A 21,895-nucleotide genomic window follows, 5' to 3' on the forward strand; every position below is an offset into this window, starting at 1 on the left:
AGCGGAATATTTCCTCCTGCCATCTGGATACATGCTGAAATCAGCCCTCGAGCCAGCTTACGTGTACGAAGGCGATGAACCTGCCCGGCTGGTTGCGCTCGTAGAGGCGGGAATCGGCATCGCCTTTATCCCTTGCACGGGAAGGAGCTTGCACGAGCAGGTCCACTATTTGCGGGTAGAGGGCTGCAATTTGGCGCGCGAGATCGCTTTGCTCTGGCACAAGAGCCGGTACATTTCCCGCGCTGCCCGGGAGTTTCGCGAGATCGTGGAGGAATACTTTGCGGACGTCACGAGCAATGCGCTGCTGTCCTTTTGCAAACCGGATGCTTTCCGCTTGGAGCGTGGAAAATGACAGGCAGACGGGCGGCCACGACAGCCAGGTCAGAGCCAGTCTGCTGCTGTTTGCCACACAAGAAAGAATACGAAAACCCACCTTTACGAGCGGGCCGCAACATCTGGCGCGGCGTGGTCGCTCCACTCGTAAAGGTGGGTTGTTCTGTCTCGCGTTACGGGGCGAGTTCCAGGTCAGGTGCGGACTGGGCGTTTTCTGCCGAAGACTCGCCGCTGCTCGATTCATCTGCATTGCGGGGAGGGGCAGCGGTGCTGAAAGATTCGGCTTCGGCAAAATTCGTCTGCTCGATGAGCTGTGCTGCCAGCGCCTTAAACTTTTCTCCCATCTGCTCATCGAGCCTGCCCATCGTCTGTTCCAGTGCGGCCACTTGCTCGCGTTTGGCTGTTGCCGTTTGGCCTGACAAAGCCCGGCTTTCGTCCAGCTTGATCTCCTGATTCAACACCCGGATGCCGCGGGCGATTTTATGTTTCTGGGCAGAAAGCTGTTCGAGCTGCTCCAAGTTACCGGACAACGCCATGAAATGCTGCAAGGCAGGTTCTTCGGCAGTCTGGTTGCCAGCGTCAGCGGGTTTTTCAGGAGTCGGCTGTTTGCTGTCTGCATCCTGGACGAACGTCTTCTGCATTTCATCCAGCTTGATTTGGCTGATTTGTTCATCCAGAGCGCGAATTTGCTCATCGAGCGCCTTGATCTGTGCGACATGGAAATTTTCACATAGGTTCCTCTTTTCCAATCAGCGGTAATGCTGCTTCTCCTGTTACCATCGGCTATATTTTTCCATTTGTGTATAGGAATTGCGGACAATGGTTAAAGTTTTTTTGAACGGAGAAGGCCGCAAAAAACAGCCTGCCTATCATGAACTAGGGCGAATTTCCGCGAACGGCTCGGAGGAAGCAGGATGTTTTTCTTCTATATAATATACAAAGGACAGCCCGCGCCGTCGCGGACGGACAAGTTTGCGCTTGTCGACCCCGAGCCTATACACAACGGCTTTATATGGCGTCACTTTCCATATCCTTGACTTTTTTTTCACATATGTTACAATTACGCTTGTAAAAGAGGTCCGAAAACCACTTTTCAGCAATGCGAACCTGGCAAGCGACAGCTTGCGCAAAAGGGGACAGCATTTGTTTTGCGGGTGTAGTTCAATGGTAGAACTCCAGCCTTCCAAGCTGGTCGCGTGGGTTCGATTCCCATCACCCGCTCCATAGCGTTTGGCGGTGTAGCTCAGATGGTCAGAGCGTTCGGTTCATACCCGAAAGGTCGGGGGTTCGACTCCCTCCGCCGCTACCTGATTGATTCCACACATGGCGGTCGTGGCGAAGGGGTTAACGCACCGGATTGTGGCTCCGGCATTCGTGGGTTCGAGTCCCATCGATCGCCCCATAGTAGAAACAGCAAAAGCCCAGCGAGATTCCTGCACGGATCTGGCTGGGCTTTTTGTATGCGCGTTTTCAGGACGAGTTTCTCGCTCGCTACATGTTGCGGTGCAGCATGGCAGTGGTCCGAGCATAGGCACACATGCGATCGACCGCCCCGCCTTCATGCGGCGAAACATGCAGGCGGTGCGAAAAAAGCATACAAGCGCGCGCACGAGAAAGGTTCGCGGCGGGGCGACACAGTTCCTTACGCGGCCAAGAAGCTGCCAGCGGGAGCTTGTTTTTGCCTGCTTACGGAAAAGGATGCGGCTGAAAAAAGTGAATCCGGTTGCCAAACGGGTCTGTCACGCACACCTCGCGCGTTCCCCATGGCGTTTTTTCCAGACCGGGCCGGGCGTATTTGTACGACTTGCCGGTAAGCGTCTGGTGCAGCAGCTCGATGTCCTCGACCTGCACGCGGACAGCCGCGCCCGGACAGGCGTCTCCGTGATGTTCGGTTAAGTGCAGCACGCACTCGGGCGACGAGACTTGCATGTACAGCGGAAAATGGTCCTCGTAGCGATGCTCCCAATCGACCTGAAATCCGAGAAAATCGACGTAAAACTCCTTCGCTTTTGCTTCGTCAAAAATGCGGAAGACAGGCGTGACGGCAAGAGTCATCTGTTCACAAACCTCCTTAATGCAGTAATCGTGGACAAATGCAGCCCTTCGTGAAAAATCGTCCGCACCAGCACCTGGGCGATGGTGTGCATGCCAGATTCGGTGGCAGGAAATGGTTCCTCCAGCCGCTCCCCATAGGCGGAGCGAATTTGCTGAGGCTGTTCTTCCAGCAAGGCGAGGATGGTTTGCAGGGGAGGGGGAGGAGATTGCCAGTCTGCCGGTTTGGTCCCGTAGCCGAACCATTCGCGGAAGCCGGGCGGAATCGGAGCCTCCTCTTTCGTCAAGTGCTGCAGCCATAAGTATTGATCCAGATAGATGTGTCCCAAGTTCCACAAAATATTGTTGGAAAAGCCCGCCGGGACGATGAGCGCTTCTTCCTCTGACAAGCCGTTTACCGCCTCCAGCACTTCCTTTCGATAATCTTCCAACTGCTGAAAGAGGACAATATGCCGTTTTTCCATACCTCTGTTCCCTCCTGATTTCGCTTCTTCTTACCATTCCATGCCATCGCCGCTTTCTCCTATCCGCGAGAAGGGAAAGGCACAGAAAAAAAAGCGTGCCGGGTCCCCGGTGGACCGACACGCTTGATTCAATTACATGCCTTTTTTCTCCAAGACATGGGCGGGCGCGAAAAGCCTGCGCCATTTGATTTGCGGCACGCAGATGGCCGCGAGGATCATCAGAACGCCGCCCCATTGGGAAAGCGTCACGTTTTCTTGGAGGACAAAGCAGGACAAAAGCACGACGGTTGGCAACTCGACGGCACTCAAGATCGTGGCGAGGCCGTTGCCGATGCGGGGGACGCCTACCGCCAGGCAAAAAATCGGGATGACCGAGCCGAATACGGCAACGAGCAAGCCGAGCGGAAGCAGTCCGTCCATCAGCCGTCCATTGAGCAAAAAAGTAGGCGGGTAGACGATGGAGAGCATCACGGCTGCCATGCTGATCGTAATCGCGCTGCGCAAATAAGGATTCATGCCCGGAAGGACGCGCCCGCTGAAGAAAATGACCAGCGCGAACGTTGCCCCCGACAACAGGCCGCAGACCAGACCCGTGATGCTGACGTTTTGCAGCCCGCCTTCGCTAAGACCGCTGGCCAGCACCGTCCCGCCGCCGAGCATGAGCAGCGATACCCATTTTTCTGCTGTCGGCCATTTGCGGTCGACGAGCGATTCGAGCAGGACACCGATCCAGGTGAACTGGAACAACAGCACGATGGCGAGCGAAGCAGACACGCGACTGACAGCCTGATGGTAAAAAATACTGGTGGAAGCCATCATCAGGCTGACTGGCGCCAAAATCAGCAAATATTTCCAATGAAACCGTTCCCGCGAGAAGAACAAGGCCGCAATCGACATAATCAAGCCGCCGAAAATCAGTTGGCTCCCGCTCATTTCAAAAGGAGTGAAGCCAAGGGCGAACGCGTGCTTCATGAACAGGGACAGCACCCCGTAGCTGCATGCGCCGAGCAAGACTAACAAAACAGAACGCCAGTATGTCATAGGTAAAAATTCCTTTCTTATGACTAAACTCGGTTGAATAATGCCTATTGTACACCAGCGTTAAAAATGGTACAATGAAAAATTTGATCTCACTTCATTGTGTTACTGAGGTAATCAGATGTCTTGTTACATCGCTGCCATGGTAGCGAATGAAAGTGTCTCGAGCGCTTATATTGGTGATGAATACATAGCCGATTGGCGACAATTCCGTTACACTACTCTATAGGATGGGCACATGGCAAAATCAGTGGAGGAAGAAAAATGAAACAGGGGATACTTTACGCGTTTGCCGCGTATTTTGCATGGGGGATGCTCCCGCTGTACTGGAAGCTGTTCCAGTCGATGGGCGCATGGGAGATTTTGGCGCATCGCATCGTCTGGTCTGTTCTTTTTGTCGCAATCATTATTCAGGTAACGAAACGCTGGCGCGCGATGTGGGGATCGGTATCCGGAGGCAAAATAGCCGCGGCGCTTGCCATCTGCTCCCTGCTCATCAGTGCGAACTGGCTGATCTACATTTGGGCGGTAAACAACAACCAGGTCATGCAAACGAGCCTTGGCTACTATATGAATCCGCTGTTTACGGTGCTGCTCGGCGTGATCTTTTTAAAAGAAAAAATGCATGCCGGACAGTGGGTAGCGCTGATTCTGGCTGCCTGCGGCGTCCTGTTCATCACCGTGCAATACGGCGAGTTTCCGTGGATTGCCCTCTCGCTGGCGCTCACGTTTGCGTTTTACGGCCTGGCGAAAAAGGTGGTGAAGATGGAGGCGATGATCGGGCTTGCGTGGGAGACGCTGTTCGTCGCGCCAATCGCGCTCGGCTATCTGATTATGCTCCAGGCAAACGGGACAGAGACCGTGACGACTTTGGCATGGTGGCAGATGTTGTTGCTGGCGCTGGCCGGAGTCGCGACGGCGATGCCGTTGTACTGGTTTGCGCAAGCCGCGAAGCGCTTGCCGCTCTCGATCGTCGGCTTCATCCAGTACGTCTCGCCGACGATTACGCTGCTTACCGCTGTGTTTTTGTTCGGAGAGCCGTTTACGACGACGCATCTCATCAGCTTTTCGTGCATCTGGTCGGCGCTCGTCATCTTTACCGTAAGCTCGATGCGCAAAAAGCCGGCGACGGTTCCGCTCAAGCCGGAAGTGGCGATCAAAAAGCAAGCGTGAGATTAGAGAAAAAAACTCCTGACCGATTCCGGGACGATGCTCTCGGCGGGTCAGGAGTTTTTGTTTGCGAACCGCTGGCCTTAGCCTTGGTGCTTGCGGCGGTATGCGCCGTGGTTGGTTGGGCCGACGTATTGGTTGAGGGCAAAGGAGTGGCGAATCGCTTCTGTAATAAATTCCTTCGCGACTTCGACGGCTCCGCGCACGGAATTGCCTTTTGCCAGCTCAGCGCAGATCGCAGCAGAGAAGGTGCAGCCTGCTCCGTGCGTGAATGTAGTGTCAAAGCGCTCGGATTCGAGCACTTCAATGTTTTGCCCGTCGTAGAAAACGTCGACAGCATTGCCGCTTTGCAGCTTGGTGCCGCCTTTTACCACGACGTAAGAAGTGCCGAAGTCATGAATGCGTTTTGCCGCTTCTTTCATGTCTTCTACGCTTGTCAGCGCGCCCATTTCGCTGAGGATGCCCGCTTCGAACAAGTTTGGCGTGGCAACCGTCGCACGCGGGAGCAGCACTTCACGCAGGCTGATGGCGATTTCCGGATGGAGCGCTTCAGCGCCTTTACAGATCATCACCGGGTCTACGACGACATTTTTCAATTGGTATTGCTCTATTTTGCGGGCAGCGAGGTCAACCAGCTCGGTGGTGCCAAGCATCCCGGTTTTGACTGCATCGACGCCGATTCCGGCGAGCACCGTTTCGATCTGTTTTTCCAGAATAGCCACATCGATCGGGAACACTTCATGGAACCAGTCATTGTGCGGGTCTTGGGCCACGATAACAGTAAGGGCTGTCATTCCGAAGACGCCAAGCTCCTGAAACGTTTTGAGGTCTGCCTGTTGTCCAGCACCGCCGCTGGTATCGGAGCCTGCAATGGTAAGCGCTTTTTTCATTGTCATTTTGATTATCTCCCTCTTGTGCAGCAGCGAAGTGAATGCAGAGCTTTACTGTCATGCACTGTAATGTCTCCCTCTATATTAAGAGGAAAAAAACAGCGGTGTCAATAATATCCCCAGAAATAAAAAACCGCTTCCCGGGATGAGAAACGGTTTTCATTATGTAGACCATGTTAGCGGGAGGCAGCGTGATGAAAAGAAAAGCTGATCGGCGTAGACAGGGAGCGGGAGCGTTTGGTCGCGAGCTGTTTGGCCTGTTTGGCTGCTTCGAACATGCTCGGCGCCTTGATGATTTCTACCCATCTGCGAGTTGCGGTTTCAAATAAAAAGCGATAGATTGTCATCGGTCATCGCCCTTTCGTGTTTTCTTCACACTCATATTGTAGTACGTATTTGGCAGCAGTTGGTTACGCGTTTGTTACATGATTTTGAAAAAGCTGTTGCATTTGTGTGAAGGCGAAATAGTTTTTGTCAAGTCCGTTACGTTTTTCGACTTTTTACGTCTTTAGTATGAGAAAAGAACGAATGAGGTGCTGTAAAGATGGCCAACACAACGGGAGAGCTGACAGTAACCGGAGTCAATCACAGCTACGGAACGGGGAAGATCAAGGTTCCGGTGCTGTTTGATATCAACCTGCACGTCAACCGGGGCGAGTTTGTCGCCTTGTGCGGTTCGTCCGGTTCAGGGAAGTCGACGCTGCTGAATTTGCTCGCTGGTCTGACCAAGCCGGAGGAAGGCAGCGTGATGGTGAGCGGCGAGGAAATCTCCAAGTTTAACGAAAATGAATTGTGCCTGTTTCGCCGCAAGCACATGGGCTTCATTTTCCAGTCGTACAACCTTTTGCCTAACTTGACGGCGCTGGAAAACGTGGAGCTGCCGTTGATCTTCGCGGGCGAAAGCGTCAAGAAGCGGAGGGCGAAAGCAAAAGAGATTTTGCATCGGGTCGGACTGGAAGGACGGATCGACCACCGGCCGAACGAGCTTAGCGGTGGGCAGCAGCAGCGCGTCAGTATTGCGCGGGCGCTCGTCAACCAGCCAGGCATCATTTTGGCTGACGAACCGACGGGGAACCTGGACTCGAAGACCGAACAGGAAATTCTCCATCTCATGAGAGAAATGAACAGGGAAAATGGGACTACGTTCATCATCGTTACCCATGAACAGGAAGTAGCAGAGCAGTCCGACCGCGTCATTTATTTGCAGGACGGCCGGGTTGTACAAAAAAGGACAAGGCCAGCGTAGGCGAGGGGTATGAGGTGAACATATTGTGAAGGTAATGGATTCGTTTCGCATCGTCTGGAGAAACTTGTGGCGGATGAAGCTGCGGACCGCCCTGACATCGGTCGGTGTCATGATCGGCACGGCTGCCATCGTCGCGATGATGGCGCTGAGCTTGGGGCTGAAGGAAAACGCAGTGAAAAGCCTGGAAAACTTCGGGAACTTGACAGAGATGGACGTCGAACCGATGTACTACGACCAGGAAAAGGGCGAGATGATCCCGGACGATCAACGCAAGCGGCTGAATATGGAAGCTGTTCAGGAGCTGAAAAAAATACCGGGCATCGCAGCCGTCATGCCTGTCAAGCGGCTGAATGAGCAGGCGAAGCTGAAGGTAGGCAGGCGCGAAGGCTACGTCGAGCTGGTCGGGGTCGACGTGAATGAGTCGGCCGCCTACCGCAAGAACGATGTAGAAAAAGGGACGTATTTGACAGGTTCTCCCCAGGAGGTCGTCGTCGCTTTTGACGTTCCGCGGGCAATGCGCGATGTGGAAAAAGAAAAGCGGGAGGCGCGCAGGCGCAACGCCGACAACGGCAGACAGTCGGGCATGTCCGCAATGCCTCCCGATATGGGCGGCGGCGGAGAGTCGGCAGCCTTCAACATCGTCGACAAAGCGGCAACACTCATTTTGACGCGGGAATACCGCATCGACGACGAACCGAAATTCGAGAAAAAAGAATTGCGGGTGCGCGTCGTCGGCCAGCTTCAAAAATCGGAAAACTTTCGCTACTCCACAGCGGTCTACGTCCCGCTTGGCGTCGTGAAAGAGCTGAACGATTGGGTGAACCGCGGACGCAGCGACGAAGGCAGCGAAGGCTCGTCGCGCCGCACGCGGGAGCAGGCGACAAAAGACACGTTTGAATTTGACCAGATGACCGTCAAGGTAGAATCGCGGGAGCAGGTAGAGAGCGTCGTCAAGGCGTTGAAGGAAAAAGGCTATGAAGTGTGGTCGCCAGCGCGCGAACTGGAGACGATCAACCAGTTTTTCTTCGTGATCCAGATGGTGCTGGGCGGCATTGCAGCGATCTCCTTGCTCGTTGCCACAATCGGAATCGTCAATACGATGATTATGTCCATTTTGGAGCGAACAAAAGAAATTGGCATTATGAAAGTAATCGGAGCAACCGTATTTAACATTCGCTGGCTGTTTTTGATGGAGTCAGGCTTCATTGGACTGATCGGCGGCCTGGCCGGGCTTGGCATGGCCTGGGGCGCGGTAGAGCTAGTGAACTACTTCGGCGCATCCGGCGGCATTATGGACAGTTTGAACATGGGGTATGGCGGCGGACCGGAAGGCGAACAGAGCAAATTGGCAGTGATTCCGGTCTGGCTGGCGTTGTTTGCCATCGGCTTCTCCTTTATCATCGGGCTGCTCGCGGGTATTTTCCCGGCGATTCGGGCTTCCCGTCTAAGTGCACTTCAAGCGATTCGATCAGAATAAGAAATGTGGGGAACGAAAGATGAACAAGAAAAAATGGATCATACTAGCAGCGATTGTGGTCGTTTTGGGAGGGGGCGGCTACGGTGGCTATGCGTACTACCAGTCGAAAAACACGGCTGCAGAGGAACCGCCTGCCGAACCGCCTTCCTTCCCGACGGCTACAGTAGATGTGGGGGAAGTAAAGAAGACGATTTTCTCTTCCGGTACCATCGAAGCAAAGGCGCGTGAGGAAGTCAGACCGGAGATCAGCGGCAAGGTGCAGAAGCTGTTTGTCAAGGAAGGACAAGCCGTGAAAAAAGGCGACGTGTTGTTTACGGTAGACAGCGTGGACGCCCAACTGGAATTGCAAAAGCAGGAGTTGGCGATCATCCGTGCGCAAAAAGAGCTGAACGAGCTGAAGAACAAAAAAGACAAGATTGTGGCCGACAAAACGGGGAAAGTCAAGGAAGTGCTCGTGAAGGAAGGCGAAACAGTTACCCCCGACACCGTCGTGGCGAAGCTGACCAATACCGACTATTTGAAAATTACAGGGAAGTTCACCGCATACGAAGCCGAGCATTTCCGCGTAGGGCAGCAGGTGAAAGTGTTTATCAGCTCGTCGCTTTACTACGTGGACGGAGTCGTGACGAAGGTAGACCATATCGGTCAAAAGGAAAAAGGAGTCGGCGGCGTTCACGATGTCGACGTCTTGGTTAAAAAACCGGGTGCCCTCTACGTGGGCGATCTGGGCGAGGTGCAGTACACCGATCCAAAAGGCTTGCTGTTCGCCAGCCAAAAAGCGACGCCGTTTGAATTGCCGGATGAGATGGAGATCGTGGCAGGGACGCACGGCAAGATTGGCAAAGTAGAAGTGGAGAAAGACGACGAGATCAAGGCAGGGCAGCTTTTGTTCAAAATGGACCTGACCGAATCCGAGCTGGAAATGAAGGACAAGGAGCTTTCCTTGAAAGAAGCGCTTTTGAATATGGAACAGAAAAAGCGGGAAATCGCCAAAAAGCAAGTGGAAGCGCCAATCAGCGGGGTCATTACGAAGCTGAACGTCAAGGAAGGGGAAGCGCCTGGCTCCGAGCCGGTTGCGGTCATCATGGACACGAGCTCTGTCTACTTCGTCGCGGCTGTGGACGAGATGGACATTCCAGCGATCAAGCTTGGGCAAAGCGTCGATGTGTACTTGACGGCATTCGGCAACAAGCCGTTCAAAGGCAAAGTCACCGAGCTGCCGAAAGAGGGGACAAAAGAGGACAAGTCGGTTCGCTTCGCGGTCAAGGTCGAACTGAGCGACACGGCTGATATGAAGCACGGCATGACAGGGGATTGCGATATTTACGTGGAGCAAAAGGAAAACGTGAAACGACTGCCTTTGAACGCCGTGGAAGTGTTGGAAGCAGGGCTTGGCACGGTGATGGTAAAAGACCCGGCCAGTGGCGAGCCGACGCCAAAAGAAATTGAGATTGGCGTGGAAGGAACCGACTTTATTGAAGTGGTAAAAGGATTGAATGAGGGAGACGAAGTTTTGCTGACGAATCCGGAAGGCATGTAAACTTTGCAGCGTAGACTCCCAGCCAGATAAAGCCAACAGCCCTGCGTATCCGTCCCGGGACGAAGCGTGAGGGCTGTTGGCTTTTTACGCGTGCTTTTCGGACAAGGCAAGCGTTTGGACGAGTTGCGATGTCAAGCTGTGCAACGGATGGGCGACAAACCTGCCTGTCTCGCGGGCAAACCGCTCGGCTGCCGGAGCCATGGAAAGTTGGGCTACGGACAGCGGAACGCCGTGCAGCGTCTGATCGAGGTCGTGCAACGCTGCTGTGAGTTTGGCCAAATAGGCTTCCTGTCTGTTTTCCATGAGCAGGGTAAAAGCGTCCTCGACTACGAGCAGCTCGATTGCCGGAACGGCTCTTGCGGTCTGCGCCTGCTTCCGTATCCGGCTCATCGTCGGTTCGACGGTCGCGGGATTGCTGAATACGAGCAAGTGCCTTTCGGTCGTGCGGGACAACTCCTGGATGAAGGGGCCGTCGATCGTGAAGACAGGCGCGGCACATGCCGCTTCAGCTTCGGCTGTGAGATAGGAGGCGTACTGGGTGCAAGTGATGACGATGGCGTCAACGGAACCGTCGTCCATCCCTTTCAACTGTTGGCGAAGCCTGGCGTAAGCCTGTTCTGTAGCCGAGGCGGCAGGGCCGTCGCCTGGCAAAAGCAGATCGGCATCGACGAAGTGAACCAGCTCGACATCGTACATAGCGAAGGCAGCGGACAAGAGCGCGATATTGCTCGGATGGGCGTGCAGGCAAGCTATTTTCTTCACGGGCGCTCTCCGGCGTTTGGTGATGCGTTCGTAGCTTCCTTGTAGGCGATGATGCGGATGCGCTTGTAGTCCACGACCCAGTTGCCGTCTTGAAACAGCGTCGGACGGACCAGCTCTGTCACTTCCTCGCAGACGGCTTCGATCTCCTGCGCGGACAGCCCGGTGAAAAAGGGGCTGCAAAAGGAATCGAGCCAATGTCGAAGCCCCCGATCCCCGTCAGGCAGCGTCGTCGGCCTGTCGAAATGCGAAGCGAGCGTTACGCGAAAGCCTTGCTCCTCAAGCAGCGTCGTGTACTCGCCGACAGCGGGAAAATACCACGGAGAGCGTTCGTCTGCCGAAAGATTCCGACGGCTCAAGGCGATGCGCAGCGCCTGGACGACGTGCTCACAATTGCCTTTTCCGCCGAACTCGGCAACGAACCGTCCGCCGGGCGCGAGCGCATGCCAGACAGTGCGAATCACCTCGCGCGGCTTTTTCATCCAGTGCAGCGCAGCGTTGGAAAAGACAGCGTCATACGTTTCCGCGGATTGGTAAGCGTGGGCGTCCGCGACGAAAAAGGCGACTTGCGGGTATTTTTGTCTGGCTGCTGCAATCATGCTGGCCGAAAAGTCAATGCCCGTTACGTTTGCGCCTGCTTGCGCCAACTGTGCGCTCAAATCCCCTGTTCCGCAGCCCAGATCGAGAATGCGCTCTCCCGGCAGCGGCGACAGCCATTCTACAACTCCTTTGCCATAAGCAGAAACAAAATTCATCTTGTCGTCGTACAGCTTCGCGTTCCATTGATTCGTAGTACTCACCTGGCTCACCCCTTTGTTCTTGTTTTACCAGCTTGCGTGGTATAAATCAATCCTATAAAAGTTATGAACTAAATAGGAATTACCTATATCGAATCCCGACGAAATATTTTCAAGCTACACAGGAGATTGCGCTCTTTTTGTCGAAGAAAGACGAGTGGCAACGCGAGCAATGAAGAAAGGTAGAGGACATTTCGTGAAAAAATGGGTTGTAAAAGCACTTCTTGTGTGTCTGGCAACCGGCACTTTCTTGTCGGGCGTATCGGCTCCGCCAGCCATGGGAGCAGGGGCTACAGCATCGATGAAAAAAAACAGCCAAGTATCCAAGCCCGTTTCGCAGCCTGTTCACAATATGATTATCTTCAACGACTATCAGGTAGCAGGCCAGGACTCCGGCGGATGGAACTGGGTGAAAAACGACGAGTTTATCCTCCCGCCTGAAACCGCTCTTGATATCGATCTTGTGCAAACGACATATGGGAGCGGCACGAATCTCAATCGAAGCGAAGTGTTGCTCGATGGAGTGGAGCTGCCGGAATACCAGGTCGAGCAGCAGTCCTCGCAAAGCACGTTCCGCTGGCAGGTGCCCCGCTTCTCGATTCCTGCCGCCAAATTGTCTCCCGGACCGCACATCCTCACGTTCGTTGTAACCGATGCCAAGGGGCAAAAAAGCACCGTGCACGTGCGCTTTCAAGTAGAGGCGCAAAACTACCCGAGCATCTTCGAAGGGGAGAAGCCGACAGGTGCAGCGATTCCATCGGGTAGCCAAACCGCGATTTTTGGCATGATGGGCTCGACCAGCTTTGCCAGTACGGTTCCGGGAACGTGGAAGCTGATTAACAAAACGACAAATGCGGAGCTCCGATCCGTGCCGGCCAAAATCTTCGCGACAGGCACGCTGCCGACTGGCAATTACGATCTGGTGTTTACGCCTGATGACAGCAGCCTGAGCGCCTGGATGACGCACATTCGGATCGGAATGGCAGAGCTGTACATGGGAACGGATGCGAGCGGCCAAAAGCTCGCCCAAGGACAGCAAGTGACTGCTCCGGCGGCGCCAGGCGTCGTGCAACTGTATTCGCCGGTTGCCGGTCGCTGGTCGGTGAACGGAACAGGCCAAACTTTGACCGACTCCCAGCACTTCGAGGTCGTGATTCCGGAAATGATGGCGGGAATGACCATGTCCGTCACCTTTGAGCCGAATCAGGCCGCCAACACCGACGATCTGTGGGGAGGCTCGACAACGGAAGTGAAAATTCAGGTGCCCGGTGCGCCGAACTCCTGCGATTCTGCCAGCGCTACAGCGACGATGGATGTGCTGATGCAGCAAAATGCGCAGTCTTCGTTGATGGTAGAGCGGGAAAACTTGTACTCGTCCGATGTCACCGTGAAGCTCTACCAAAATCCGGTGCACGTCATCTGGCTGGCGACGGCTGCCGAGCACGTGGAGCAGGGCAGTGAAGCTTCGGATGACGAGGGGCCGGGCTTTTGGGCAGTCGATAACGTCGTCGTGGATGAATCCAAGCTGAACTGGGACCATACCGCTTTGCTGCTGTCCAGCTTTAAGCCGGGCCGCTACAAGGTCAACTATTACAGCAAGCGCGAACCGCGTCAGTCGTGGTGCGGCTACATTCAGGTCGTAGAGGACACCCGTCCGATCCCGTCCGCCCCTGTTTGCGCCAAAAATGAAGCAGGACTGGCACCCTCACCAGGGCCGATTCTTTTGAAAAACAGTCGCGGCAACGAATATCGCGATGGGCAAACCGTCAGAGTCAGCTCGGCGGCGGAACTGGACAGCTTGAGCGAGCTTCGGCTGACGTCTACGTATGCGAAGCGGATCGGGAACAAAAAGCTGAAAGACGGAAGCGGCAAGGACATGATCACCTACTACATGCCGAATCTCGTCTGGACGTACGGCGAAACGCCAATCGGCACCCGCCAGGAGTACATCGGAGCAACCATTTCCTCGGCAAACGCGATTCAGGTGTTCTATGAAGGAAAAGAGATTGCAAGCCTGAAGCCGAACACGGACGAGGAATACGTGGACGAGGGCGATGAATCGCTCGATTTGAAAGCGATCATCGCAGACAACGAGAACAAGCCTGGCGTCTACACAGTTAAAGTAACGAACACATTCCGCAATAAAACTTGCTCGGTCGTGCAAAAATACAAGAAATACGACAAAGAGCTGGGTGAATCGGAACGAAATCAAACGATGACCTTAACCGTAGAGGTCAAATAAACAGATGACCCCCTTGCATGTGGCAAGGGGGTTTTTGCAAAGGTGGGGGGCAAGCAAGATGACGGATGAACAGATTGCGATTCTGCAAGCGTTCGGCTTTTGCGTCGAAAACGGACAAGTGAAACATTTGAAGCTGGGAATCGTAACAGACAGTGAGGAATTTGCGCGTTTTTCCCAGGCAGAGGAGCTGCGGGCGCATATCAAATCGCTGCTTCGCAACCAATGCCAATGGAAGCGCGGCAAAGAAACATAGAAGCAATGATCCGGGAGGGATTGCGGCAGATGGAGTCGAGACAGGTTTTGCAGCAGGCATTGGAAGAGGTGGAGGCATGGGAGCGCGACCAGAACGATTTGTGGTTCTGGGAAAAGCTCGGCAGGCTTCCGTTCGTTTTTCTCGATAAAATGACGCCGAATTTCGTCCGGGAAAAGCTGGGGACAGCCGTGGACGAGATGGCCGCGTTTCTGGAAACAGGGGGAACGTATCTCGTTCAGGATACGGCGATTTACAGCAAGTTCGCTCCCCGCTTGGAAAGGGATGGCGCGGGCATTCCGCAGACCGCAGAAGTCGCAGGGGCACCGCTCGTCCTCATGGATGAGATTGCCCGCGAGCTGAAAGAATCGCGCGCGACCTTTGCCACGGTACAGGGCGCAACGACAGGCATCGGCGGCATTTTTACGCTGGCGATTGATATTCCGTTGCTGCTCGGCACGTCGCTGAAAGTGCTGCAAGAAATGGCGCTATGCTACGGCTATCGCCCGGAGGACAAGCGGGAGCGGCTGTTCGTGGTCAAATGCCTGCAGTTCGCTTCTTCCGATATCGTCGGCAAAAAGGCGATACTGGCTGAGCTGTCGCGCTTTGACGAGCCTGCTGCGCAAAAAGACGTCATGGCGCAATTGCAGGGCTGGCGGGAAGTCGTGGTGACGTACACGGAAAATTTTGGCTGGAAAAAGCTGTTTCAGATGGTGCCGATTGCAGGCATCCTGTTTGGGGCGTACTTGAATCGCTCAACCGTCCAGGATGTCGCCGAAGCGGGGCGAATGCTGTACCGCAAGCGGCGAATCCTGGAGCGATTGCGCGTGGAGCAAAACAAAGAGGAATGATTAGCTCCAGTCCTCTGCCGTGATCGCAAATAGGAGGTGATCTTCCCACACGCCGTTGATTTGCAAATAGCGCAAGGACAACCCTTCGTGGCGAAAGCCGTTTTTCTCCAACACGCGGATGGAGGGAGTATTGCGGGGCATGACAGCGGCCTGTACCCGGTGCAGCCCGGCTTCCTGGAAGGCGTACGCGAGCGCAAGCCGTACGGCCGCAGTGGTGTAGCCTTTGCCGTTGCAGGCTTCATCCATGAAGTAGCCGATGGTCGCGTTTTGCCAGGCGCCGCGCACGACGTTTGACAGAGCGACGCGGCCGATCATTTCGTCCGTGTCGCGCAAAAACACGCCAAAGGCGAAGGCGGTCCCTGCTGCAAAGTCTTGCTCCGCTTGCGCAATTTGCGCCTCCTGACCGCTCAGCGTCAGGAAGGCGGCGGAGCGGAGCGGCTCGAACGGTTGCAGGAAGGCATGATTACGCAGCCGAAGCTTCAGAAGCTCGGCTGCGTCATTTGCTTGCAGTGGTCGCAAGTAGACCGTATGCGTATGTAACGTCATGATATCAATCCTCCTTCTTGAGAAAAGATGGATCGACATTTTATCATGACAGCGCTTGCTTGAAAAGGATTTTTTTGGACAACTTCTTTTCCGGCGCTAGTCTTAGCCGAGCAGCTCGGAGAAGGAAACGCCAAACTGTTTGCAAATCTCTACTTCTTTTGCGTTAGGAGACAGCTCGATTTTCAGACCTTCGAGTGGAGTTTCCGCTCCGCGCTCGCTCGCTTTTTTCAGCAAAATATCTACAGCAGCGCCCACATGCTCGTAAGCGGAGTCGCAGGAACCGAAAGCCGCGACTTTTTTGCCGCTCAAATCAATATCGTCCATCTCTTCGTAAAAGTCCAGGCACTCGTCTGGCAGATCGCCGTCGCCCCATGTATAGGCACCGAGCAAAATGGCATCGTAGTCTTCCAGTTCCTTGGCAGTGGCATCCATGACTTCTTTTATCTCCAGGTCTTTTCCGGTGGAACGAATCCCTTCGGCAATTGCTTCAGCAACTTCCTGCGTGTTTCCTGTCATGCTTGCGTACACCATCAAAATGCGGCTCATAAGAAGTAAACCCTCCAAATAAGATAATGAAAATCATTCTCACACAAATAAAATAATGAAAATGATTCTCGTTGTCAACAGTTATTTTTCTTTCCATAAAGCTGTTGCCACAAGTGATTGATTTTGGTAGAGTAAAATGAAATTATAATATTGGAAGTCTAAATAGAGGTGCGCCGAAGATGAGTACATCTTTTCGTAATCTGCCAGGGGGCGGGAAGAGAGGGAAAGGCTAAAGCGCCGAAGCTGTTGCTGTTCCCCTCGGATAGCAGCGGCTGGGGTGATTCGTGAACAATGAGCATCCTGTCACAAAAGGCAATCGCCTGTTTGTGGAGCGCTATTTACGATTTGCTTGGGCAGTATGGAAAGCAATGAGATAGCGAATGCACTCATTGCTTTTTTTAGTCAGGGGAGCGGTTCGCTCTCGTTGACAGGCACGCTTTTTATTAAAAGGAGGATGTACCAGTGAACATGATGGATGCCAATGAAATTATCGCGTTTATTCAAAAAAGCGAGAAGAAAACACCAGTGAAACTATACGTGAAAGGCAATCTGGAGGGCATTGACTTCGGTGCCAGCTCCAAGACGTTCATTACAGGCACGACTGGCGTTGTGTTTGGCGAATGGAAAGAAATCGAGCCGGTTCTGGCTGCGAACGCTGACAAAATCGAAGACTACGTAGTAGAAAGCGACCGCCGCAATTCGGCGATTCCGTTGCTCGACACAAAAGGAATCCAGGCGCGCATCGAGCCAGGCGCGATTATCCGCGACCAGGTGACGATCGGCAACAACGCAGTCATCATGATGGGCGCTACGATCAACATCGGTGCTGTGATTGGCGAAGGCACGATGATCGACATGAACGTCGTCGTCGGCGGCCGCGGAACGATCGGGAAAAACTGCCATATCGGCGCTGGTTCTGTCATCGCAGGCGTCATCGAGCCGCCTTCCGCGCAGCCAGTCGTAGTGGAAGATGACGTCGTAATCGGTGCCAACGCCGTGGTTCTGGAAGGCGTGCGCGTAGGAAAAGGCGCGGTTGTGGCAGCGGGCGCGGTCGTCATTGAAGACGTGCCGCCATACGTTGTGGTGGCTGGTACACCAGCGCGCGTGATTAAACAGATCGACGACAAAACTCGCTCCAAGACGGAGATCAAGCAGGAGCTACGTCAACTGTAGGGGAGAGAGCTCACATGGACTGGCGTACGCTTGATGAACAATACATCGTCTCTTCCTACAAACGCTTGCCGATCGCGATCGAAAAAGGGGAAGGCAACTACCTGTACGACACAGCGGGCAAAAAGTATTTGGATTTGTTTACGGGGCTGGCCGTCAATGTGCTCGGCCACTCCCATCCGCGGATCGTCCAGGCGCTGCGCGAACAGGGCGAGCGCTTCCTGCACATTTCCAACGTATTTTTGAACCAGCCGGCAATCCGGTTGGCCCAGCGGCTGGTGGAGCAGACGATCCCGGGAAAAGTGTTTTTCACAAATTCCGGTGCGGAAGCGACCGAAGCCGCGATCAAAATGATCCACAAATGGACGAAGGCAGAAGGGGCCGGGCGCGAAGGGATTGTCGTGCTCCGCAACAGCTTTCACGGCAGAACATTGGGCGCGGTGCGGCTGACCAGACAGGCCCATGTGTATCAGGATTTTCCGCAGCCGGACTTTCCGGTGTACGAGCTAGACCCTGAGGATGCGGACGGCTTGCGGGCGATTTGCCGCGACGCGAAGCCGGCCGCTGTCCTGATGGAGCCTGTGCTCGGCTCTGGAGGGGTCGTGCCGCTGTCGGAGCCGTTTTTGCGCGAAGTGGCGGCGATTTGCCAGGAGGAAGGCATGCTGTTTGCCATGGACGAAATCCAGACAGGCATGGGACGCACTGGTAAGCTGTTTGCCTACCAGCACGCAGGCGTGACGCCGGATTTGATCTTGTTTGCCAAAGGCGTAGGCGGAGGGCTTCCGCTCGGTGGCGTGATTGCCGGAACGAAGCTGATGAACCAGTTCAAGCCGGGCGACCACGGGACGACCTTTGCGCCGTCGCCGCTTTCGGCGGCTCTCGGCAACGTGGTGCTGGATGAGCTGCTCGATCCTGCTTTTGCGGCAAGCGTGGACGAAGTGATCGCGTACTTGTGGGCGGGCCTCGAATCGCTGCGCGCGCGTCTCCCGGAACAGTTGCAGGCGCTCCGCGGCAAAGGCATGATGGTCGGCATCCCGCTCAGCGCCGCACCGGAAGAGGTCAGCCGTTTGCAGCAGGCATTGCTTGATCGCGGCATTCTCGTGGACGTGACGCAAAAGACAATCGTGCGTCTGCTGCCGCCGCTCACCTTGACCAAAGAAGACGTCGACCTTTTCCTGGACAGCTTTGCAGCGGAACTCGCTGTGCGGCACGGGGCCAAAGGGGAGGCGTAAACGATGGCGACATCGCTGTTTACCCAGATTCGGCGCGACCTGCACCAAATTCCGGAGCCGGGCTTTGCCGAGGTGAAGACGCAAAAGTATTTGCTCGATTACTTGGAGCGTCTCCCGCAGGAGCGCATGCAGATCAAGACGTGGCGCACCGGGATTTTGGTCCGGATCGAGGGGACGAATCCAAAGCGCACGATCGCCTGGCGCACGGACATGGACGGCTTGCCGATTGCAGAAGAGACGTCGTATCCGTTTCGCTCGCTGCACGAAGGCTACATGCACGCGTGCGGACACGACATGCACATGGCTATCGCGCTCGGGCTTGTGACGCATTTTGTGGAGCAGCCGATTGCAGATGACCTGCTGTTCCTGTTTCAGCCCGCAGAAGAGGGCCCAGGCGGCGCTCAGCCGATGATGGAGAGCGAGGAGTTTGCTTCCTGGCGGCCGGATTGCATTTTTGCGCTGCACATCGCGCCGGAGTATCCCGTCGGCTACATTGCCACCAAGCCGGGCATTTTGTTTGCCAACACGTCCGAGCTGTACATTGATTTGGTCGGAAAAGGCGGGCACGCAGCTTTTCCGCACAAAGCAAACGACATGGTGGTCGCAGGCAGCCATCTCATCACACAGCTCCAGACGATTGTGGCGCGCAACGTCGATCCGCTCGATTCCGCTGTCGTGACCATCGGCAAGCTTGAGGGCGGCACCAAGCAAAACATCATTGCGGAAAAGGCGCGGCTGGAAGGGACGATTCGCACGTTCTCGACCGAGTCCATGGCGCTTGTCAAAGCGCGGATTGAAGCGCTTGTCAAAGGCATCGAGGCGGGCTTCGACTGTACGGCGTCCATCGACTACGGAGTAGGGTATTGCCAAGTGTACAACGAGGAAAAGCTGACGACGGCCTTTATGGACTGGGTGCGCGAGCAGGGCGAAGACGTGACGATGATTGCCTGCAAGGAAGCGATGACCGGAGAAGATTTTGGCTACTTCCTGCAGGAGATTCCGGGCTTTTTGTTCTGGCTGGGCGTCCATACTCCGTACGGGCTGCACCATTCCAAAATCGAGCCGAGCGAGGACGCGATCGAAGTCGCGATCCGCTTGGTCTCCCGATATTTTACGTGGCTGTCGGAACAAAATTAGCGCGAGACAGGCAGCAAAAAAAGAGCGGCGAAGCTGGCCGCTCTTTTTTGTATGCGAAAAAAGGTTTGGTGAGAGAATGGGGATGTCTTTTGTCAAGAGTCCTGCGTATTTTCTTTTCGAGATTGTGTATAAGTCTTTCTTCCTGGATGTCCCGCGCCTGTGGATTCTGTGGATACTGTTGAAAAAACTTGTCTTCGGACCACAACTATTTGCTGTCTTCCACGTATAAAATAGGGAGAAGCAATTCCGGAAAATCAAGCGCTGCCGCGCACACATACAGGAGGATTATGACATGAAAAAAGCATGGTTATCGGCCTTGTTGGCGCTGACTGTAGCGGGAGTTGGGAGTACCGCCGCTTTGGGAGAAGGTGCGTTGCGCGTTTTTTTAGGCACGGAAACGATTTCAAGCGATATGCCTGCTTCCAAGGCCGATTCGGTTGAGGCCTTGGTCAACAAGCTTGGCGGGTTTGTTGATTACGATTCGCGCACGGGCAAGCTGCAGGTAGTCAAGCCTAACGTAAACATCATCGTCATTGAAGGAATTCAGCAGACGCGCAATAAAAATATCGTCTTCAGCAACCCGGTCAAAGGCTACAGCGACAAAAACGTACCGCGCACTTTCAACGTATTCGTTGAGGTAGACGAAGCGCCTGTCGCCAAAGACTTGCGGATGCAGCTCGTCCTGATTGGACCGGACGGCAAGGAAGTGAGCAAAGGCAAAGAGTGGAAGTACTCCACGCAAAATGCGAACAGCTTCTACTTCTCCGAGCCGTTTGTATCGACAAAGCTGGAGGCGTATGGAAATTACAAGGTCCAGGTGCAGATGAAGTCCGAGAAGTTTAATTCCTACGTAGTCGTAGGCGAAAACACGTTTACGGTAGGACGATAAATTAAATGCTCCTGATACGTTCCCACTTGGCTAGGTCACATGGTATAATAGACTGAAAAAACCAATATACATGTTGAAAGCAAGTACATGAAAGAAAGGAACGATGGGAGCAAATGGAGACAAATCCCCCGCGATCGTCCACGGATGTAGAAGGCCCGAGTATCCACATCGCCTGGAAAGATGAGCATTCGATTCAGGCGGAGTGGAGTATGACGAAGGAGTTCGAGCAGGAAGTGGAGAAGAAATTTGCGATACCTTTTGCCGAGCTGCCGTTTGTCCTGCGCCTTTTTGACGTGACTGACCGCAAAGAGATCCGCAATGATGGCACAGACCTTTACACTGATTTTGATATCAACCATCGTTCTTCCGAATGGATTTTGTACGGAGTGACGCAAGGATTGGAATATTGCGTAGACCTGGGCATTCGGATGGTGGACGGAAGGTTCTATTCGCTGTCAAGATCTCAAATGATTTGAATCATCGTGCTCATTTGATCTGGCTTCCGGGCGAAAGCTCGCGCGAAGCTCTCTATGATGCAGTACCTGTTTTTTTCATAAGGAAAGAGCCCCGCTTAGCCCAGGTTCGCCTGTGCTGGAACGGGGCTTTTGTTTTCGCATACGATAACGTTATGGTGCTTCGCGCTGTTTGTCGAGCAGGCGCAGGGCGACAGCGAGGACGGCCCATACAGGCATCGGTTCGTCCAGCTTGCTGAGCCACTCTGGCGAGGTGATAAGCCCCTCGCGAAGCACGCGTTTGCCCAGATCAAGCTTCCAGGGCGGATACGGTGACGGCTCCTCTGGCGCGAACTGATCGTAGGCCGTCAGGTTGTACGTCTGGATCAGGCGGATCAGCTTGTCGGCGTATTGCGGGTCTGTGGCATAGCCGGCTTTTGACAGAGCCTGGGCAGCCTCCTGCGGTGTGGATGCCGTCAGCACGTTTTTGTAGGTAGGCTTGAGCAGAAACTGGGCGTGATCGTCAATCGATTGCTGATAGCTGTAGTACGCTTTGAACGTAGACTGGCGGGACACGGTCTGCCCATTCTCCACCTCCTTGCTTGTGATGGTGACGGAACCGGCCGGGCCTGTGCCTTTGATCCCGAACAAATTGTACGAGGAGCGGCCTGTAACTGGGTCTTGCGGGACTTTTTGCCCCCATCCCGATTCCAGGATGGCTTGCGCAATGGTGATCGAAGGGAAGATATGGTAATTGAGAAAAGTTTGCCTGGCGGAGCCTGCCACCAGCTCGATGAATGCTTTCGGTTCCATG

Annotated in this window: 23 protein-coding genes, 3 tRNA genes, 1 pseudogene and 1 riboswitch; of the genes and pseudogenes, 16 read left to right on the forward strand and 11 right to left on the reverse strand. The window is 54.4% G+C overall.

Features of this window, described 5'->3' with window-relative positions; genetic code table 11:
• Positions 1-52: 52 nt before the first annotated feature.
• Positions 53-352 (forward strand): annotated as a pseudogene (locus M655_RS10010) (LysR family transcriptional regulator substrate-binding protein); the annotation flags it as partial.
• 154 nt (positions 353-506) lie between these two features.
• Here the strand turns inward: M655_RS10010 and M655_RS10015 are convergent.
• Positions 507-1,082 (reverse strand): hypothetical protein, encoded by a 576-nt coding sequence (locus M655_RS10015; RefSeq protein WP_286086002.1) that lies wholly within the window; start codon positions 1,080-1,082, stop codon positions 507-509.
• Between the two features lie 401 nt (positions 1,083-1,483).
• On the opposite strand from M655_RS10015, the gene M655_RS10020 reads away from it, so the two are divergent.
• The 3 genes from M655_RS10020 to M655_RS10030 all read left to right on the forward strand — a co-directional run bounded on the left by M655_RS10020 (position 1,484) and on the right by M655_RS10030 (position 1,735).
• Positions 1,484-1,557: transfer RNA gene (locus tag M655_RS10020), tRNA-Gly, on the forward strand.
• 8 nt (positions 1,558-1,565) lie between these two features.
• A tRNA-Met gene (locus tag M655_RS10025) sits at positions 1,566-1,639 on the forward strand.
• 20 nt (positions 1,640-1,659) lie between these two features.
• A tRNA-His gene (locus M655_RS10030) sits at positions 1,660-1,735 on the forward strand.
• 284 nt (positions 1,736-2,019) lie between these two features.
• On the opposite strand, the gene M655_RS10035 is transcribed toward M655_RS10030, so the two are convergent.
• The 3 genes from M655_RS10035 to M655_RS10045 form a co-directional block, all read right to left on the reverse strand.
• Entirely contained in the window at positions 2,020-2,388 is a 369-nt protein-coding gene (locus M655_RS10035; protein ID WP_005832832.1) for a glyoxalase superfamily protein, read from the reverse strand.
• Positions 2,385-2,849 carry a DinB family protein gene (locus M655_RS10040; RefSeq protein WP_005832830.1) on the reverse strand — a complete coding sequence of 155 codons (465 nt, stop codon included), beginning with the start codon at positions 2,847-2,849 and terminating at the stop codon, positions 2,385-2,387. Before M655_RS10040 ends, M655_RS10035 begins: the two co-directional genes overlap by 4 nt.
• Positions 2,850-2,981: 132 nt before the next feature.
• Positions 2,982-3,890 (reverse strand): EamA family transporter, encoded by a 909-nt coding sequence (locus M655_RS10045; protein ID WP_026557402.1) that lies wholly within the window; start codon positions 3,888-3,890, stop codon positions 2,982-2,984.
• Positions 3,891-4,151: 261 nt separating this feature from the next.
• Between M655_RS10045 and rarD the strand changes: the two genes are divergently transcribed.
• Positions 4,152-5,060: an EamA family transporter RarD gene (rarD, locus tag M655_RS10050; RefSeq protein ID WP_005832826.1), complete on the forward strand. Its 909-nt coding sequence runs from the start codon at positions 4,152-4,154 to the stop codon at positions 5,058-5,060.
• A gap of 80 nt (positions 5,061-5,140) precedes the next feature.
• Here rarD and pdxK read toward each other — a convergent pair whose 3' ends face one another.
• Both pdxK and M655_RS10060 read right to left on the reverse strand, forming a co-directional pair.
• On the reverse strand, positions 5,141-5,953 hold the full coding sequence (gene pdxK / locus M655_RS10055; protein WP_005832824.1) for a pyridoxine/pyridoxal/pyridoxamine kinase: 813 nt from the start codon (positions 5,951-5,953) through the stop codon (positions 5,141-5,143).
• A gap of 170 nt (positions 5,954-6,123) precedes the next feature.
• Positions 6,124-6,294: a hypothetical protein gene (locus tag M655_RS10060; protein ID WP_005832822.1), complete on the reverse strand. Its 171-nt coding sequence runs from the start codon at positions 6,292-6,294 to the stop codon at positions 6,124-6,126.
• Positions 6,295-6,491: 197 nt separating this feature from the next.
• Between M655_RS10060 and M655_RS10065 the strand changes: the two genes are divergently transcribed.
• Genes M655_RS10065 through M655_RS10075 form a run of 3 tightly spaced genes read left to right on the forward strand, consistent with a single transcriptional unit; the run spans position 6,492 to position 10,210 of the window.
• Entirely contained in the window at positions 6,492-7,193 is a 702-nt protein-coding gene (locus tag M655_RS10065) for an ABC transporter ATP-binding protein (RefSeq protein ID WP_005832820.1), read from the forward strand.
• A gap of 25 nt (positions 7,194-7,218) precedes the next feature.
• Positions 7,219-8,670 carry an ABC transporter permease gene (locus M655_RS10070; protein WP_007784106.1) on the forward strand — a complete coding sequence of 484 codons (1,452 nt, stop codon included), beginning with the start codon at positions 7,219-7,221 and terminating at the stop codon, positions 8,668-8,670.
• Positions 8,671-8,689: 19 nt separating this feature from the next.
• Positions 8,690-10,210, forward strand: coding sequence for an HlyD family secretion protein (locus M655_RS10075; RefSeq protein ID WP_005832817.1), 1,521 nt, complete (start codon positions 8,690-8,692; stop codon positions 10,208-10,210).
• Between the two features lie 84 nt (positions 10,211-10,294).
• Here the strand turns inward: M655_RS10075 and M655_RS10080 are convergent, their stop codons facing one another.
• Positions 10,295-10,972 (reverse strand): hypothetical protein, encoded by a 678-nt coding sequence (locus M655_RS10080; RefSeq protein ID WP_005832815.1) that lies wholly within the window; start codon positions 10,970-10,972, stop codon positions 10,295-10,297.
• Positions 10,969-11,769: a class I SAM-dependent methyltransferase gene (locus tag M655_RS10085; protein ID WP_007784112.1), complete on the reverse strand. Its 801-nt coding sequence runs from the start codon at positions 11,767-11,769 to the stop codon at positions 10,969-10,971. The genes M655_RS10080 and M655_RS10085 overlap by 4 nt, the downstream gene beginning before the upstream one ends.
• 298 nt (positions 11,770-12,067) lie before the next feature.
• Here M655_RS10085 and M655_RS10090 point away from each other — a divergent pair, with 298 nt between their 5' ends.
• From M655_RS10090 to M655_RS10100, 3 genes are read left to right on the forward strand one after another with little or no spacing between them, the layout of a single operon-like run.
• Positions 12,068-14,008, forward strand: a complete 1,941-nt coding sequence (locus M655_RS10090) for a hypothetical protein (protein WP_286086003.1) — start codon at positions 12,068-12,070, stop codon at positions 14,006-14,008.
• Between the two features lie 58 nt (positions 14,009-14,066).
• Positions 14,067-14,261: a hypothetical protein gene (locus M655_RS10095; RefSeq protein WP_005832807.1), complete on the forward strand. Its 195-nt coding sequence runs from the start codon at positions 14,067-14,069 to the stop codon at positions 14,259-14,261.
• 29 nt (positions 14,262-14,290) lie between these two features.
• Positions 14,291-15,109 carry an EcsC family protein gene (locus M655_RS10100; RefSeq protein ID WP_005832805.1) on the forward strand — a complete coding sequence of 273 codons (819 nt, stop codon included), beginning with the start codon at positions 14,291-14,293 and terminating at the stop codon, positions 15,107-15,109.
• Here M655_RS10100 and M655_RS10105 read toward each other — a convergent pair whose 3' ends face one another.
• Together M655_RS10105 and M655_RS10110 are read right to left on the reverse strand one after the other, a co-directional pair.
• A complete protein-coding gene (locus M655_RS10105) occupies positions 15,110-15,655 on the reverse strand; it encodes a GNAT family N-acetyltransferase (protein ID WP_005832803.1) in 546 nt (181 codons plus the stop codon).
• A 102-nt stretch (positions 15,656-15,757) separates the two neighbouring features.
• Positions 15,758-16,201, reverse strand: coding sequence for a flavodoxin (locus M655_RS10110; RefSeq protein WP_005832801.1), 444 nt, complete (start codon positions 16,199-16,201; stop codon positions 15,758-15,760).
• 155 nt (positions 16,202-16,356) lie between these two features.
• A riboswitch (Lysine riboswitch) is annotated at positions 16,357-16,546 on the forward strand.
• A gap of 117 nt (positions 16,547-16,663) precedes the next feature.
• Between M655_RS10110 and dapD the strand changes: the two genes are divergently transcribed.
• The 5 genes from dapD to M655_RS10135 all read left to right on the forward strand — a co-directional run bounded on the left by dapD (position 16,664) and on the right by M655_RS10135 (position 21,105).
• Complete coding sequence (gene dapD, locus M655_RS10115) at positions 16,664-17,374, forward strand: 2,3,4,5-tetrahydropyridine-2,6-dicarboxylate N-acetyltransferase (RefSeq protein ID WP_005832798.1); 711 nt, start codon at positions 16,664-16,666, stop codon at positions 17,372-17,374.
• 14 nt (positions 17,375-17,388) lie between these two features.
• Positions 17,389-18,603: an aspartate aminotransferase family protein gene (locus M655_RS10120; RefSeq protein WP_007784118.1), complete on the forward strand. Its 1,215-nt coding sequence runs from the start codon at positions 17,389-17,391 to the stop codon at positions 18,601-18,603.
• Between the two features lie 3 nt (positions 18,604-18,606).
• The gene (locus M655_RS10125; protein WP_026557400.1) at positions 18,607-19,740 is read left to right on the forward strand and encodes an N-acetyldiaminopimelate deacetylase; all 1,134 of its coding nucleotides are present in this window, start codon (positions 18,607-18,609) and stop codon (positions 19,738-19,740) included.
• Between the two features lie 292 nt (positions 19,741-20,032).
• Positions 20,033-20,629 (forward strand): hypothetical protein, encoded by a 597-nt coding sequence (locus M655_RS10130; protein WP_005832793.1) that lies wholly within the window; start codon positions 20,033-20,035, stop codon positions 20,627-20,629.
• A 209-nt stretch (positions 20,630-20,838) separates the two neighbouring features.
• Entirely contained in the window at positions 20,839-21,105 is a 267-nt protein-coding gene (locus M655_RS10135; RefSeq protein ID WP_005832791.1) for a DUF4912 domain-containing protein, read from the forward strand.
• 150 nt (positions 21,106-21,255) lie between these two features.
• On the opposite strand, the gene M655_RS10140 is transcribed toward M655_RS10135, so the two are convergent.
• The gene (locus M655_RS10140; RefSeq protein WP_005832790.1) at positions 21,256-21,894 is read right to left on the reverse strand and encodes a glycoside hydrolase family 73 protein; all 639 of its coding nucleotides are present in this window, start codon (positions 21,892-21,894) and stop codon (positions 21,256-21,258) included.
• Position 21,895 lies beyond the last annotated feature (1 nt).

The sequence above is a fragment of the Brevibacillus sp. NSP2.1 genome, from assembly GCF_000470975.2.
GTDB classification, from domain to species: domain Bacteria; phylum Bacillota; class Bacilli; order Brevibacillales; family Brevibacillaceae; genus Brevibacillus; species Brevibacillus agri.